Source organism: Ideonella sp. A 288 (assembly GCF_002198735.1).
In the GTDB taxonomy this organism is placed as follows: Bacteria; Pseudomonadota; Gammaproteobacteria; order Burkholderiales; family Burkholderiaceae_C; genus Pseudaquabacterium.
Window position 1 is genome coordinate 1 of record NZ_MWLO01000065.1, and the last position, 15,117, is coordinate 15,117.

Annotated in this window: 15 protein-coding genes; 10 read left to right on the forward strand and 5 right to left on the reverse strand. The window is 67.8% G+C overall.

What is annotated here, in order from left to right:
* Positions 1-398: 398 nt before the first annotated feature.
* From minC to minE, 3 genes are read left to right on the forward strand one after another with little or no spacing between them, the layout of a single operon-like run.
* Positions 399-1,319 carry a septum site-determining protein MinC gene (gene minC, locus EOINJALH_RS03985; RefSeq protein WP_088279021.1) on the forward strand — a complete coding sequence of 307 codons (921 nt, stop codon included), beginning with the start codon at positions 399-401 and terminating at the stop codon, positions 1,317-1,319.
* 40 nt (positions 1,320-1,359) lie between these two features.
* Positions 1,360-2,175, forward strand: coding sequence for a septum site-determining protein MinD (gene minD / locus EOINJALH_RS03990; protein WP_088279022.1), 816 nt, complete (start codon positions 1,360-1,362; stop codon positions 2,173-2,175).
* 5 nt (positions 2,176-2,180) lie between these two features.
* On the forward strand, positions 2,181-2,444 hold the full coding sequence (gene minE, locus EOINJALH_RS03995; protein WP_088279023.1) for a cell division topological specificity factor MinE: 264 nt from the start codon (positions 2,181-2,183) through the stop codon (positions 2,442-2,444).
* On the opposite strand, the gene EOINJALH_RS31010 is transcribed toward minE, so the two are convergent.
* The 3 genes from EOINJALH_RS31010 to EOINJALH_RS04010 all read right to left on the reverse strand — a co-directional run bounded on the left by EOINJALH_RS31010 (position 2,347) and on the right by EOINJALH_RS04010 (position 4,678).
* Complete coding sequence (locus tag EOINJALH_RS31010; protein WP_144289849.1) at positions 2,347-3,027, reverse strand: hypothetical protein; 681 nt, start codon at positions 3,025-3,027, stop codon at positions 2,347-2,349. The genes minE and EOINJALH_RS31010 overlap by 98 nt on opposite strands.
* A gap of 9 nt (positions 3,028-3,036) precedes the next feature.
* Positions 3,037-3,435, reverse strand: a complete 399-nt coding sequence (locus EOINJALH_RS04005; protein ID WP_144289850.1) for a hypothetical protein — start codon at positions 3,433-3,435, stop codon at positions 3,037-3,039.
* A gap of 175 nt (positions 3,436-3,610) precedes the next feature.
* Complete coding sequence (locus tag EOINJALH_RS04010; protein ID WP_144289851.1) at positions 3,611-4,678, reverse strand: alpha/beta fold hydrolase; 1,068 nt, start codon at positions 4,676-4,678, stop codon at positions 3,611-3,613.
* Between the two features lie 301 nt (positions 4,679-4,979).
* Here EOINJALH_RS04010 and EOINJALH_RS04015 point away from each other — a divergent pair, with 301 nt between their 5' ends.
* Complete coding sequence (locus EOINJALH_RS04015) at positions 4,980-6,677, forward strand: bifunctional diguanylate cyclase/phosphodiesterase (RefSeq protein WP_158219642.1); 1,698 nt, start codon at positions 4,980-4,982, stop codon at positions 6,675-6,677.
* 353 nt (positions 6,678-7,030) lie between these two features.
* Here EOINJALH_RS04015 and EOINJALH_RS04020 read toward each other — a convergent pair whose 3' ends face one another.
* Positions 7,031-7,705: a hypothetical protein gene (locus tag EOINJALH_RS04020; RefSeq protein ID WP_088279028.1), complete on the reverse strand. Its 675-nt coding sequence runs from the start codon at positions 7,703-7,705 to the stop codon at positions 7,031-7,033.
* Positions 7,706-8,427: 722 nt separating this feature from the next.
* Here EOINJALH_RS04020 and EOINJALH_RS04025 point away from each other — a divergent pair.
* Positions 8,428-8,631, forward strand: coding sequence for a hypothetical protein (locus EOINJALH_RS04025; protein WP_144289852.1), 204 nt, complete (start codon positions 8,428-8,430; stop codon positions 8,629-8,631).
* On the opposite strand, the gene EOINJALH_RS04030 is transcribed toward EOINJALH_RS04025, so the two are convergent.
* The gene (locus EOINJALH_RS04030; protein WP_088279030.1) at positions 8,615-9,202 is read right to left on the reverse strand and encodes a TetR/AcrR family transcriptional regulator; all 588 of its coding nucleotides are present in this window, start codon (positions 9,200-9,202) and stop codon (positions 8,615-8,617) included. The two genes, EOINJALH_RS04025 and EOINJALH_RS04030, sit on opposite strands and share 17 nt — an antisense overlap.
* Positions 9,203-9,310: 108 nt before the next feature.
* On the opposite strand from EOINJALH_RS04030, the gene EOINJALH_RS04035 reads away from it, so the two are divergent.
* From EOINJALH_RS04035 to EOINJALH_RS04055, 5 genes are all read left to right on the forward strand, one after another.
* On the forward strand, positions 9,311-11,638 hold the full coding sequence (locus EOINJALH_RS04035; protein WP_088279031.1) for a molybdopterin-dependent oxidoreductase: 2,328 nt from the start codon (positions 9,311-9,313) through the stop codon (positions 11,636-11,638).
* A complete protein-coding gene (gene fdxA / locus EOINJALH_RS04040) occupies positions 11,635-11,964 on the forward strand; it encodes a ferredoxin FdxA (RefSeq protein ID WP_088279032.1) in 330 nt (109 codons plus the stop codon). The genes EOINJALH_RS04035 and fdxA overlap by 4 nt, the downstream gene beginning before the upstream one ends.
* A 69-nt stretch (positions 11,965-12,033) precedes the next feature.
* Positions 12,034-12,762, forward strand: a complete 729-nt coding sequence (locus tag EOINJALH_RS04045) for an SDR family oxidoreductase (protein ID WP_088279033.1) — start codon at positions 12,034-12,036, stop codon at positions 12,760-12,762.
* Between the two features lie 41 nt (positions 12,763-12,803).
* A complete protein-coding gene (locus EOINJALH_RS04050; RefSeq protein WP_088279118.1) occupies positions 12,804-13,424 on the forward strand; it encodes a 2-hydroxychromene-2-carboxylate isomerase in 621 nt (206 codons plus the stop codon).
* 474 nt (positions 13,425-13,898) lie between these two features.
* Positions 13,899-14,852 (forward strand): aromatic ring-hydroxylating dioxygenase subunit alpha, encoded by a 954-nt coding sequence (locus EOINJALH_RS04055; RefSeq protein ID WP_088279034.1) that lies wholly within the window; start codon positions 13,899-13,901, stop codon positions 14,850-14,852.
* The last annotated feature ends 265 nt before the right edge of the window (positions 14,853-15,117 follow it).

The window sequence follows — 15,117 nt, forward strand, 5'->3', positions numbered from 1 at the left end:
TTCTGCGGCGCGACCCCGAGACGAGCATCGCAGCGCAGTCGGCGCAGCCGACCGCCACAGTCAGCGCCACCGCCGGCTGCCGCCTGCCGCGCCGCGCCGCGCAGATCGTCGGACGGAACAAACGGCTGCAATGAGCCCCGAAGCCAACCACCGCCTCGCGCGATCCCATGCAAGCACCTGTATCTGCCCCGGGGTGCGGCGGCGGTCTGGGCACACTCGGCCGCCCGCGTGACGAAAGTCCGCCATAGTAGACTTCGTCGCGTCGCATCGCTGCGCGCCCGAGACTTTCGACCTCCGATCCACGCACCGCGCCGGGCATTCGCTCCGGGCGCCCCACGAAACCCAGACTGCACCGGCGCGCCCGGCCGACGGGTTGGCACCCGTCGATTCGTCCCCCCATGTCACACGCCCCCACGGCCAAACCCCCGTTCGACCTCAAGAGCACCTCCTGGATCCTGACCGCCCTGCGGCTGCACAGCGCCGACCTCGGCGCGCTGGCTGCGGCGCTGGACGAGCGCTTCGCCGACAGCCCGGGGCTGTTCGACGACGATCCGCTGGTGATCGACCTCAGCCCGCTGCGCGAGGCCGATGCCGACCTGGATGTCGGCGGGCTGCTCACTCACCTGCGGCGACTGGGCATGACGGCCATCGCTGCGCAGGGCGGTTCGCCCGCACAGATGGCCGCCGCGCGCGCGGCCGGGCTGGTGCAGGCGATGGAGCCGGACACGCGGCATGAGCCGCGCCACGACCCGCGCGCCGAACCGCCGGCCGCCGTGCGCGACGAGCCACCCGCCGCCACCACAGCGGCTGCCGTGCCGATGGATGGGCTGCCGGTGATGATGGACGAAGTGAGCGTGGCGGCCCTCGAGGCCCTGCACACGGCACCACGCGACGAGGCGGCCGAGCCCGCGGCGGACGAGGTGGTCGAACTGGCGGCAGGCCAGCCACCAGAGACCGCCCCGCAGCCCGCCGCCGCAACCCGCACGCCGGCGCTGGTGGTCGACAAGCCGCTGCGATCGGGCCAGCGCGTGTATGCGCGGGGCCGCGACCTGGTGGTGCTGTCGGTGGTCAGCTTCGGCGCCGAGGTCATCGCCGACGGCAGCATCCACGTCTACGCGCCGCTGCGCGGCCGCGCGATGGCCGGCGCGCGCGGCGACACCGAGGCGCGCATCTTCAGCACCTGCATGGAGCCGCAGTTGATGTCGATCGCCGGCATCTACCGCACCACCGAGACCCCGCTCACCGCCGATGTGGCTGGCAAGCCCGCCCAGGTGCGGCTGGTGGGCGAGAAGATTCTCGTCGAGCCCCTGGGCGGCTGATGCGGCTGCCGAATTCACTCAGCAAAGGACACCCCTCCCAATGACCAGAATCATTGTCGTCACGTCCGGCAAGGGCGGCGTGGGCAAGACCACGACCAGTGCCAGCTTTTCGTCGGGCCTGGCCCTGCGCGGCCACAAGACCGCGGTGATCGACTTCGACGTCGGCCTGCGCAATCTCGACCTGATCATGGGCTGCGAGCGGCGCGTGGTGTACGACCTGATCAACGTGATCCAGGGCGAGGCCAACCTGAACCAGGCGCTCATCAAGGACAAGAACTGCGAGAACCTGTTCGTGCTGGCCGCCAGCCAGACGCGCGACAAGGATGCGCTCAGCCAGGAGGGCGTCAAGAAGGTGCTCGACGACCTGGCCGAGATGGGCTTCGAGTACATCGTCTGCGATTCACCGGCCGGCATCGAGACCGGCGCGCTGATGGCCATGCACTATGCCGACGAGGCGCTGGTCGTCACCAACCCCGAGGTCTCGTCGGTGCGCGACAGCGACCGCATCCTGGGCATGCTGTCGAGCAAGACCCGCCGCGCCATCGAGGGCAAGGAGCCGATCAAGGAGCACCTGCTGATCACGCGTTACAACCCCACGCGCGTGGAAGGCGGGCAGATGCTGTCGCTGCAGGACGTGCAGGAGATCTTGCGCATCCCGCTGATCGGCGTGATCCCCGAGAGCGAGAACGTGCTGCACGCCAGCAACCAGGGCGTGCCGGCCATCCACCTGAAGGGCGTGGACGTGAGCGAGGCCTACAGCGACGTGGTCGGCCGCTTCCTGGGCGAGACGGTGCCGATGCGCTTCACCAGCGCAGAGAAGGTCGGCCTGCTGCAGCGCCTGTTCGGCCGGAGGTGAGCGCGATGTCGTTCCTGTCGTTCTTTCTCGGCGAAAAGAAGAAGTCTGCCTCGGTCGCCAAGGAGCGGCTGCAGATCATCCTGGCGCACGAGCGCTCGGGCCGCGGCGTCTCGCGCGCCGACTACCTGCCCAAGCTGCAGGAAGAGCTGATCGCGGTGATCAGCAAGTACGTCAACATCTCGCCCAATGACGTGAAGGTGAGCCTGGAGCGCCAGGACGATTTCGAGGTGCTCGAGGTGAAGATCGAGCTGCCCGACCAGGCGAAGTAGGCGGGCGTCGCCGCAGGCGCAGGGCCAGCGCCAGCGCCACGACGCCTAGCGCAGCGGTGCCGGGCTCGGGCACCGTGAACACCCGCCCCGTGAACTCGAAGTGCGTGCGCGCCTCCGAGGCCGACACGAACTGACCCGTGGCCACGAACGACGCGGTGCCCACGGCGCCCACGAAGCCGCCGGTGCCGCCGTCGAACACCACCTCGCCGAACAGGTCGAACAGCGACGGGTCGGCGCCCGGCACCAGTTGCACGGTGAACCGGCCGAACAGTTCGTCGCCGTCGTCGGTGACGAAGCGGTTGGTGCCCGAGCCCAGCCCGGTGGCCAGGTCGATGACATCGCCGGAGTGGTAGCGCAGCGACCCGGGCGAGCCGGTGCCGAAGGCCAGCGTCTGCACGCGCACCACCGGGCCAGCGGGATCGACGACCTCGACGATCTGAGAGACGCCGTCGACCACCGCGTCGAAGGGCATGAGGGCCGCCTGTGCCAATCCGGCGGTGACCCACAGCAGGCCCACGGCAAGGATCCGCGAGACTTTTTCGCTGGCGCTGCGGGCCAGGTTGGGGAGGAAGGTCCGGTTCATCGCGACCCCTCAGGCGTGCACCAGCGGTGCCGCCGACAGGCCGCGCAAGGCCAGCGCGGTCCAGGCCGCCGCGGCGATGTCGACCGCGGCGAACAGCGTCACCGCCGGTGGCGCCAGGCCGATCGCCACCAACCCCAGCATCGCGGCGGCGGCAGCCAGCCGGCGCCACACCGACGCGCGCATCAAGGCCGCCACGCCCTGGCGCGCGATCAGCAGGTCGGTGAAGCCCAACGCCAGCGCCAGGACCCCGACAAGGCGGATCCACACGTCCTGCGGCACCTCGAGTTGTAGCGGCGCCAGCACCAGCGACGGCGCCAGCAGCAGCAGCGCGCCGGTGGTGCACAGGTACACGCCAAAGACATGGATCGATCGCGCGGCGGCGTTCGGGCTCGGGGGTGGTCGGCTCATCGTGGGCTCCTTCGTTGTGGACGGGCCCATTGCACGCCACGGTGCGCTGCGTGGCCACGGGACATCCGTCCTCGGGTCGCCCGGCAGCACCGGAGTCGCAGGACAGATGTCCCGCCGACGGCGCAGCGAAGGCGGGCCGGGGCAGGCGCTCAGCCCGCCCCGCGGGCCGCCATGATCAGGAGAAGCCCAGCTCGCGCGCCCGCACCACGGCATGGGTGCGGCCATCCACCCCCAGGCGCGTGTACAGGCTGGACAGCGCGTTGCGCACCGTCTTCTCGGCCAGGCCGAGCTGTGCGGCGATCTGCAGGTTGTCGCAGCCGCGGGCCACCAGCGTCAGCAGCTCGCGCTCGCGTGGCGTGAAGGCGCGCCCATCGACCTGCGCTGCACCCGGGCCGATGAACTCGGCCACAGCCTCGCAGAAGCGATCGAAGGCCGGCTCGCCGGCCAGCGGCACGTGGTTGCGGGTGCGCAGCGACTCGAAACGCGCGCCAGGGATGGCGGCCGCCAGTTCGCGGCCGGACTCGACGGCCACCGCGGCGTCGCCTTCGGCGTGCAGCACCAGCGTCGGGCAGCGCACCGCGGCGATCTCGTCCCGCACGTCCAGCGCAAGCCGAGAGCGGAACAGGGCAGCCGCGCGCCGGCCGTCGCACGAGCGCCGCTGCTGCTCGTTCAACGCCGCCGCCTGCTCGGGCGTGGCGTCGGGGATCATCGTCGCGGTGAAGAACTGCTGCACCGGCGCATCGCGCACGCCCCAGCCGAGTTCGATCAGGCGGGCCTGCGCCTCGAGGTAGGCGCGCTGCGCGTCGCCCAGCGCGCGGTGCAGCAGGCCATGCGAATAGCCCCCCAGCACCACCAGGTGGCTCACCCGCTCGGGGTGGCGCGCGGCATAGGCGATGGAGGGCGCCGCACCGCCCGAGATGCCCAGCAGGGCCACGCGGTCGAGCCCTGCCGCGTCGACCACGGCGCCGATCTCCTCCACCGACGAGGCCAGGCCCGGGGGCACGTCGTCCACCCCCGACAAGCCGCAGCCACGCTCGTCGTAGCGGTAGACCGTGACGCCACGGCCCAGCCGCTCGAGCCAGGGGCGGAACAGCGCCGACACGGCGTCGTGCTCGAGGTGGGTCATCCAATGCCCGGCGCGCAGCAGCGGCGGCCCGCGTCCGCTGCGCGCCCAGGCGATGCGCGCGCCCGACGCCACATGCGCGAATCGCAGTTCCTGGCGCAGCGCGGTCGGCGACGGCATGGCCTGCACTCTACGCGCTCGATGAGCAATCGGCGACCGCGCAAATCCACCCGGCCAGGCGCCGATGCGCGTTGGCGGCCGAACCCTGCCCGGCGCGGGGTGCTGTACTTCCGGCGGCCGAACGGCTACGGTACAGGCTGCGCGCGCAGGCACAGGCGTCAGACAGCCGATTCATCTTTCTTGCGCTGAACCGCACCCGTGTCGGGGTCGACCACGGGGGCGTCCAGCGGCAGGCACGCGGTGCGGTCGAGAATTCGCGGCGACGGCACCTGAGGGGACACCCCGCCGGAGCAACGCCATCATGGACCCCCGTCCGCACGACCCCCTCATCGACGCCCTGCGCGCCGAGAACGAGGCCATGCGCAGCGAACTGGAACTGCTGCGCGACGCGCTCGAGCGCATCCCGCACGGCATGTGCGCCTTCAGCGGCGACGACCGGCTGGTGCTGGCCAATGCGCGCTACCGCAAGATCTGGAACCTGCCGCCGGACGTGGTGCGCCCCGGGGCCACCTTCCGGCAGATCATGGACGCCACGCCGGGCAGCGAGACCGACGCCAGCCGCAGCCGACCGCAGCCCGCACCCGGCACCGAAGGCACGCGCTCGCGCGAATGGCAGCTGGACGACGGCCGCCTCATCGAGATCGTGGTCTCGCGCCGCGCCGACGGCAGTTGCGTGGCGCTGCACGAGGACGTGACCGAGCAGCGCGAGGCGCAGGCGCGCATCAGCTACCTGGCGCGGCACGACCTGCTCACCGGCCTGGCCAACCGGGCCGTGCTGCGCGAAGAGCTGGAGCGCGCCCTGGCCGGCAACCGGCGCGGCGAGACGCTGGCGCTGCTGTGCCTGGACCTGGACCGCTTCAAGCCGGTGAACGACACCTATGGCCATGCCGCCGGCGACGACCTGCTGCGGCAGGTGGCCGAGCGCCTGCGCGGTTGCGTGCGCGAGATCGACGTCGTGGGCCGCATGGGCGGCGACGAGTTCACCGTGGTGCAGCGCGGGGCCGCGCAGCCGGAGGGCTCGACGCGGCTGGGGCAGCGCATCATCGAGGCGCTATCCCACCCGTTCGACGTCGACGGCCATGTGGTGCACATCGGCACCAGCGTCGGCATCGCCCTGGCCCCCGTCGACGGCGACGACCCCGAGACGCTGCTGCACCACGGCGACCTGGCGCTGTACCGCGCCAAGTCGGACGGGCGCGCGCGCATCAGCTACTTCGAGCCGGCAATGAACGAGCGCATCGACGCCCGCCGCGGCGTGGAGAGCAGCCTGCGCGAGGCGATCGAGCTCGACCAGCTGCAGCTGCTATACCAGCCGCGGTTCGACCTGCGGGACGGCCGCATCGTGGGCGTCGAAGCCCTGCTGCGCTGGCGGCATCCGCAGCGCGGCATGGTGGTGCCGGACGAGTTCATCCCGCTGTCGAAGGAGACCGGGCTGATCGTGCCGATCGGCCGCTGGGTGCTCGAGCACGCCTGCCGCGACGCCCTGCCCTGGCCGCCGCACGTGACGGTGGCCGTCAACGTGTCGGCGGTGCAGTTTGCGCAGAGCGCCGTGGTCATCGACGTGCTGCACGCCCTGGCCGACAGCGGCCTGCCGGCCCGCCGGCTGGAACTGGAGATCACCGAGACGGCGATGGTCAGGGACCCGACCACGGTGCTGACCGCGCTGCACACGCTGCGCGAGAAGGGCGTGCGGATCGCGCTGGACGACTTCGGCTCGGGCGAATCGTCGCTGAGCCAGTTGCGCAGCTTTCCGTTCGACCAGCTCAAGATCGACCGCTCGTACGTGCACGACATGCCCGACCGCGCCGACCTGCGCGCCATCGTGCGCGGCGTGATCACCATCGCCGAGGGCATGGGCATGCAGACCACCGCCGAAGGCGTCGAGACCGAGGCCCAGCTGTCGGCGGTGCGCGACCTGGGCTGCACCGCGGCGCAGGGCTTCCTGCTGGGGCCGCCGATGGCGGCTGAGGCCATCGCGGCGTTGCTGGCAGGCGCTTGAACGGGGCCCCAGGCGCGCTTGCACGCGCCGGCGTCCGCCAGCCACCACGCGCAACTCAGGAGCATTTCCCGGGTCGCGGTCGCGGCCCGGCCCCTAGACTGGCCGCGGGCCTGCGCCCATGTTCTCTGCATCGATCCTGCAAGCCCGCCCTGCAGGTCTTGGCGGGATGGTCGGCTTGATCGGGCGACCGTCCCGCGCTTCTTCTTCGTCAGGCCTTCGGTCGGCATCCGGACGCTGGGCACCTTCAACGCCTCGACCTGTGCGCAGCCGCCGGCCTGCATCGCCGTGGCGAGGAAGCGCCGAGCGAGCCCATGACGATGGCAACGCAGGGGATCCCTGCTTTCGGGCCAAGGTCAATCGGCGGCAAAGCAGTAGAGCAGCCCCGCGCCGCCAGTGACGCGCAGTTGCGCCAGCCCGCAGCCGCGCGTCTGGTGCGAGCTGTTCCAGGATTGCGCCCAGGGCTCGGCCACCGGCCCGACGCGGTCGTGGTGGCCCGTCATCGCAGCGCCCTCCGGTCCGCTCTGGGTCCAGTTGCCGCAGGTCAGGTTGGGGGTGGGCGACAGCGAGGTGCCGTCCATGCGCGAACCGGTGAGGATGTCGTGGTCGTGCGGTGTGTCCCCGCGGCCCTTCACGATGGCGCCGGTTTCGGTCAATGCCGTGGCCTTGGTGATGTTGTTGCCGGGGCCGTGCAGCTGTTCCAGGTTGGCGGCGATCAGCACGCCCTGGGCGTTGAACCAGGGACCCTTGCCAATCCGGTCTCGGGCGTTGACGGCTTCATTGGCCACGGTGACCGCCGCAGGGCTGGTGCTGAGGTAGGCGCGCCACGTGCGGCTTCCAGCGCCAGCGGCCGCGGCCAAGCGCTGGCAGTGCGCGTCGGCGCCTGCCAGGCCGCCGAAGTCGGCGCCCTTGCCGGGGTTGGTGCTGGTGATGAAGAAGCCCATCGGCCCGGTGGCCGGCACGGTGGTACAGGCTGTCAGCCACAGGGCAGCCGACAAGAGAAGGAACCGGGCATCGAGAAGGTGGCGCATGGTCTGGGGTTGGGTTGAGGCGTGCACAGGATGACACCGCGCAGTGCTGGAGTCTGGCAGACCTTGCTCCTACGGAACACCGCGCCGCAAGCCCCTGCCCGTTATTCGACGGTCACGGACTTGGCAAGGTTTCTCGGTCTGTGTCTCCGGCCGGCCCTGCGGGCCATGACTTGGCTGCGCCAAGTCAGCCTGCGACGCAAGCCGCGCCATTTGCGCGCCGATGGCGCGGGCGCTTCGCTGTTCCGGCCAAATACAGTCGTAAACAGCGCCCCGCGGAAATCCTCGCGATCCGGCGTGGCGATTCGACCACACGGCACTGAGAAGTCGTAAACACGCACCCTCAGAACCGCCTGGAAGGTCCCGGATCCACAAACAAAGTCGTAAACGACCGTGTAGACCACGGCCTGCGCGGTTGGCAGAGGCCGTTTGCAGGCCACGGCGGCCTCGACGACAGGACTTGATCGTCACCTATCGGACCAAGAAGCAGAAGATCATTGGTCTCGAATAATTCACGATAACTTCGGGAGAACCAGCGAACGGACGGTGTTGCTACCGATGCCTCCCATCCGCAGTCACCCTCTGCTTTCAATCCTCTTGCGAGGAATGCGACCAACAGGCACGCGCTGCCAACTCACGACGAACCGAGGCTGATGGGCGGCAAAGGGCAGCAGTGCAGCGTAAGGAGCCGGTCGCTGGGTGAGACCGAACTCACGATCATCGTCATGGAGCCGACCTTCAACCAGCCGGCCCGCGACGCCATGAGAGTCGGCAATGCGCTGGACACCTGCCGTCCGTGTTGCCCCCTCGCTGCAGTGCTCCGCGAGCGACCGGTCCCCACCAGCGTCGCCGACTCGATCCGACCCAAAGCAGTCTTACCGATCGGCGATTTCGCCGCCGCCAAGCCGACGTTCAAGCTCCCGAACTGATCGAGCGGCTGGAGCTATCCGCAAGCAACTTCTCACCCGCCTGCCGCAGCGCAGTCAAGATCTCTCGCTGGAGCTTTCCATCGGGGATTGCACGGGCAAGCATCACGGCGCCGACGTTCTGCGCCATGAGCGCCCATGCGTCCTCCGCGGTGCCTGTCAGACGCCGCAACTTGGCGTGTATTTCCAGCAGTCCAGCTTGGTAGGCCGCCTTGGCGGCATCGTCAGCGCGCGTGATTTCGGGCGTGAGCGATGGCAATGGGCACCCCTGCTCCGGATGCCTGACGTGCTGGATGCTAAGGTAGCCCGCCAATGACTTGGCGGCACTGGCATCGTCGGCTGGGTCGAAGCCGTCGTACATCTTCGCCGTGCGCTCCAGCTCGGCAGTGATCACTGCAGCGAACAGATCGGCCTTGCCATCGAAGTGCTTGTACAGCGCGCCGGTGGTCACCCCGGCTGATGCGGCCAGCGATGCCATACCGCTCTCATTGAACCCATGCTTCTTCGCATGGCTTCCGCTCAGCTCGATGAGACGCTGACGAGAGGTGTCCTTGTGATCCTTGGAGTAGCGCATGGCCTGTCTGTGATGTCCCGAGGTTGACAGCGGGGGTGCGTGTTTATAGGATAACGTTCATTATCTCATGGCGCAACCCTGTGCCTGACAGAAGGAACGAGGCAACGGATGAGCGCACCGCTGGCGGCAGAGTGGAAGAAGACGGCCTGCATCATCTGCTCGCTGAACTGCGGCCTGGAGGTGCAGACCGAGGGCGGCCGCATCGTCAAGGCTCGGGGTGACAAGGACCATCCCACGTCACAGGGTTATGTCTGCGAGAAGTCGCAGCGGATGGACTTCTATCAGAACGGCGCCGACCGCATCACCAGCCCGAAGCGCCGGCGCGCCGACGGCAGCTACGAAGACATTGACTGGGCCACCGCCATCTCAGAGATCGCCGAAAAGCTGGCGGCCGTCAAAGCCCAGCACGGCGGCGCCAGCATCCTCCACTACGGTGGCGGCAGCCAGGGCAACCACCTCGGCGGCACCTATGCAGACAGCACCATCAAGGCCCTGGGCGTCGTCTACCGCTCCAACGCCCTGGCGCAGGAGAAGACCGGCGAAGCCTGGGTCCAGGGCAAGATGATGGGCGCCGGCGTGCACGGCGACTTCGAGCACGCCGAGGTCTCGGTCTTCCTGGGCAAGAACCCGTTCCAGTCGCACGGCTTCGCGCGCACACGGGTGATCCTGCGCGAGATCCAGAAGGACCCGAAGCGCTCGATGATCGTCATCGACCCGCGCCGCAGCGAAACCGCCGAGATGGCCGACTACCACCTCGCCGTGCGCCCGGGCACCGATGCGTGGTGCCTGGCGGCGTTGGGAGCGATCCTGGTCCAGGAAGGACTGGTCGCCAAGGATTGGCTGGCCGAGCACACGACTGGCTACTCGCGCGTGGCCGAGGTCCTGCAGCGTATTCCGGTGCCCGACTTCGCGAAGACGTGCGGCATCGACATCACGTTGCTGCGCCAGGTGGCCGAACGCATCGCCCGGGCCAAGAGCGTGTCGATGATCGAGGACCTGGGCGTGCAGATGAACTTGCACTCCACACTCAACAGCTACCTGAACCGTCTGGTGTGGTTGCTGACCGGGCACTACGCCCGGCCGGGGACCAACAACGCGTTCGTGCCGCTGCTCAACCTGTCGTCGTCGACGCGCGAAACCGCGGCAAAGTCAGGTGCGAGCCCCGGTGCAGGTGGCAAGCCGAGGCCCGGATCGCACAGCCCGGTCACAGGCGCTAAGGTGATCATGGGGCTGATCCCCTGCAACGTGATTCCCGAGGAGATCCTCACCGACCACCCCAAGCGCTTCCGGGCGATGTTCATCGAGAGCAGCAACCCGGTGCACTCGCTGGCCGACAGCCAGCGCATGCGGCAGGCCCTGAGGGCACTCGACGTCAGCGTCGTGATCGACGTGGCGATGACCGAGACCGCGAGGCAGGCCGACTATGTGTTGCCGGCCACCAGCCAGTTCGAGAAAGCCGAGGCCACGTTCTTCAACGTGGAGTTTCCGCGCAATGGCTTCCACCTCAGGCAGCCCTTGTTCGCACCGCGCCCGGGCACGCTGACCGAGGCCGAGATCCACGCTCGTTTGATCGAGGCATTGGGAGAAATCGGCGAGGGCCAGTACCGCTTGCTGCGCGGCGCCGCACGCTGGGGCCGTACGGCCTTCGGACTGGCGTTCGCCTGGAAGGCAGCGCGAGACACGAAGGTGGCGCGCTACGCGCCGGTCGTTCTGTACCGAACGTTGGGCGAGACCTTGCCCAAGGGCTTTGCGCCGGCTGCTTCGCTTTGGGGTCTCAGTCAAATGTTCGTTCGCAAGAACAGGAAGGCGGCCGTCCGGGCCGGCTTCGGCGGCGGCGTGCTGGCGGCTGGCAACAAGCTGTTTGATGCCATCCTCACCCGACCCTCCGGGGTGATCTATTCGGTCAGCGAGTACGCCGATAGCTGGCACGCGGTGCGCCTGCCCGACCACAAGATCAACCTGTGCATCGAAGAGATGCTGGCGGAGCTGGAAGCGCTGGGCAGCAAGCTGCCGCAACAGGACGCCGACTACCCCTTCGTCCTGTCCGCCGGCGAGCGCCGCAGCGATACCAGCAACACCTCGATCCGCGATGCCGGATGGCACCGCCGCGGCACTTTCGGCACGCTGCGCATGCACCCCACCGACGCCGAGAAGATTGGCTGCAAGGAGGGCGACTGGGTCCGCATGACGACGCGCCGCGGACATGCGCAAGCACCAGTCGAACTGGGTGAAGACCTGCAGCCCGGCCACGTGGCACTGCCCAATGGCCACGGGCTTGACTACACAACAGCGGACGGAACGCCGGTACACAAGGGCGTATCACTCAACGAACTCACCGACACAACAAGCCGCGACCCGTTCGCCGGCACACCGTGGCACAAGCACGTGCCTGTCCAGATCGTGCGGCTGGGCGCAACGCAGGAGACCACTGTATGACGCACGTCGTGACCGAAGCCTGCATCCGCTGCAAGTACACCGACTGCGTCGATGTCTGCCCCGTGGACTGCTTCCGCGAGGGCCCCAACTTCCTGACCATCGATCCGGATGAATGCATCGACTGCGCCGTGTGCATCCCGGAATGCCCGGTGAACGCCATCGTCCCCGAAGAGGATGTGCCGTCGGGCCAGCGGCACATGCTCGTACTGAACGCAGAACTCGCCCGCACTGCAGGCTGGCCGGTCATCACCAAACGCAAGGCGCCCTTGCCGGATGCGGACGAGTGGAAGGCCCGGACTGAAAAGCTGGTGCACCTTATCCGCTGAGGATCACCACGCTCAGCCACAGCAAACCGTCACCCCCTCCAGCGTGAGTCAATCCAAGAGAGCGTCCCCATGACCGACAAGAAAGCCATCCTCGTCATCGGTGCCGGCGACGCCACCGGTGGCGCCATCGCCCGGCGCTTCGCGCGCGAGGGCTACATCGCGTGCGTGACCCGACGCACTGCCGACAAGCTCGAGCCCCTGGTCAAGCAGATCACGGCCGACGGCGGACAAGCCCACGGATTCGGCAGCGATGCGCGCAAGGAGGAAGAAATGGTCGCACTGGTCGAGCGCATCGAGCGCGACATCGCGCCCATCGAGGTGGCCGTCTTCAACATCGGCGCCAACGTGCGCTTCGGCATCACGGAAACCACTGCGCGGGTCTACTACAAGGTGTGGGAGATGGCCTGCTTCGGCGGCTTCCTGATGGGACGTGAGGCAGCCAAGGTGATGCTTCCGCGTGGGCGCGGGACGATCATCTTCACTGGTGCCACTGCGAGCCTGCGCGGGCGCGAAGGCTTCGCTGCATTTGCCGGTGCCAAGCACGCCCTGCGCGCCCTGGCACAGAGCATGGCCCGCGAACTCTGGCCCAAGGGCATCCACGTGGCGCACCCGGTGATCGACGGCGCCATCGACACGGAGTTCATCCGATCGAATTTTCCCGAGCGCTACGCGATGAAGGACCAGCAAGGCATCCTGAGCCCGGACTCGATCGCCGAGGCGTATTGGCAGATTCACCGGCAGCCCCGCGACGCCTGGACCCACGAAACCGAACTGCGGCCCTGGATGGAATCATGGTGAATGCAGAACACGAGCGCATCGACACCTTGCACCCAAACGCCATGAAGCCACTTCTAGTTCAGTTCCTCTTCGACTTCGGCAGCCCGAATGCGTACCTGTGCCACAAGGTGCTGGCGGACATTGAGGCGCGCACCAGCGTGCGCTTCGAGTACCTGCCCATCCTGCTCGGCGGACTTTTCAAGCTCAGCAACAACCGCTCTCCGGCCGAGGCCTTCGCCGACATTCCCAACAAACGAGCCTATGCCAAGCTGGAGGTGCAGCGCTTCATTGCCAGGCACCAACTCACCCGCTTCAAGTTCAATCCGCACTTTCCGGTGAACACGCTGAAGATCATGCGGTTGGCGGTGGCGGCGCAGGTGTTGGGGTGCGGACCCCAAACCATCGATGCGATGTATTCGGCGATGTGGGAGCAGGCCCGCAACATGGACGACCCTGACGAGATCGCCGCCGTGTTGCGCGAAGCCAGTCTTGACGGCCCCGCTCTACTGGCGCGGGCGCAAGACCCAGAGGTCAAGGCGCGACTGGCGGCCAACACGCAGTCAGCATTCGAGCGTGGCGCCTTCGGATCACCTTCGTTCTTCGTACGCGACCAGTTGTTCTTTGGCAAGGATCGCTTGAGAGAAGTCGAGGAAGAGATCGTCAGGCAGAGGTCTGAGCCGTGAAGACGCGCAGTGCCTGACCCTTTGGCAGCATGACCTCAATGATCGGTGGCTGCAGCAGTCTCCAGCGGGTCTGGCCTGGGCATCACCACCGGTCTGGCGTAGCGCATGTCGCAACTCCGCGCGAGCGAGACTCGCCGTTGCCGCGCAACCGCGAACCAGCCTCCCGGGAACGACCCCTTGGGGCCGGCAACGTGAGTACGAGGCCGAGCCAAGAAGCCCACGTTCGACGGGCGCGCCTTGACCGACGAGGGGGTTTGACAGCGAATCTTGGGAATTCGCTCAGCCAGCCAGAACGAGACGTTCAAACCGTTGATCGGCAGTGCCCAGCCGGTCGAGCAAGGCGCGCATACTGAGCAAGGTCTTTCGGTGGCGGCCGCATAGCCGGTGAATGGGTCGGGCGGCTTCAGCGGCCGACTGTCCGTCTGCGAGCGATGGGGCAGCAGGGATCACAGGGGCAGTCTGTTGGAGGGGCAGATGATGGAAATGCAGTTGTGGCATCCGCTGAGCAGGGACGATCACCTCGCTGAAGCGCCGCTGGCGTTGACCCTGCTGGGTCGGTCCTTGGTGCTTTGGCGTGATGCAAGCGGGCAACCGGTTCTGATGAGGGACCAATGCCCGCACCGCGGTGCGCAACTGTCGATGGGCCGCGTGCAAGGCGACAGTATCGAGTGCCCCTACCACGGTTGGCGATTCGATCCGCAAGGGGCTTGTGTGGGCACACCTGCAGTGCCTGGATTCAAGCCTCCAGCGTCTCACCGGGCGTGCGCCTATCAGGTGATGGAGCGCCATGGGCTGCTCTGGGGCACTTTGGGTGACGCGGTCACTGAAGCGCCTGTCCTTCGGGGTTTGGCCGAGCGTCGCCTGGTCTACGGGCCGTTCGATGTCGCCGTCGCCGCTCCACGCGTGGTGGAGAACTTCCTGGACACCGCTCACTTCGCCTATGTGCACCGCGGCTGGCTGGGTGAAACCAGCCATGCCGAAGTGCCAGACCATGAAGTCACACACACCGCCGACGGCCGACCCCTGATTGAGCGATACAAGGCATGGCAGCCGCGCGCGACCGCCGCCGCCGCCGAGGGCGGCTGGGTGACCTACCGCTACGAGGTGCTCAGCCCTTACTGCGCTTTGCTGACCAAGCAGCCAGATGACGGCAGCCCGGGGGACAGCTTCACTATGTGGACCAGTCCGCTGGACGCCGAAAGCTGCCGCGTCTGGATGGGTCAATACACGGCTGATACCTCGACCACAGAAGAGCAACTCCGTGAATTCCAGCTCACCATCTTTGGGCAGGACAAGCCGGTTCTCGAATCACAAAGGCCCAAGCGCCTGCCCATCAGCGGCGGTGAAGTGCACTCTGCCGCCGACCGCCTGAGCGCTGCCTACCGTCGCTATCTGAAGAACTCGGGCGTGACTTGCGGCGTGTGTTGAACGCCATGGCGCCGCAGTTCAGGCAGCGCTTGGCGTCGAGATCAAGGACTTGATTGACGGCCGCGCAAAACCCATCAAGTAGGTCACCCTGAACCGGACCCTCGTCAGCACCCGCAACTGGCCGGGACCTGCCGCGAGCAGACGGTGCAGACAGCTGACCTTCAAATTAGGGGGGTCCCACTGCGAAGGCTGCGTAGCAGCCACCTTGCCGAGCGCTGAATGGCTGGTGTCGGCATCAACCGCGAACTGGTAGTCACGGCCACAA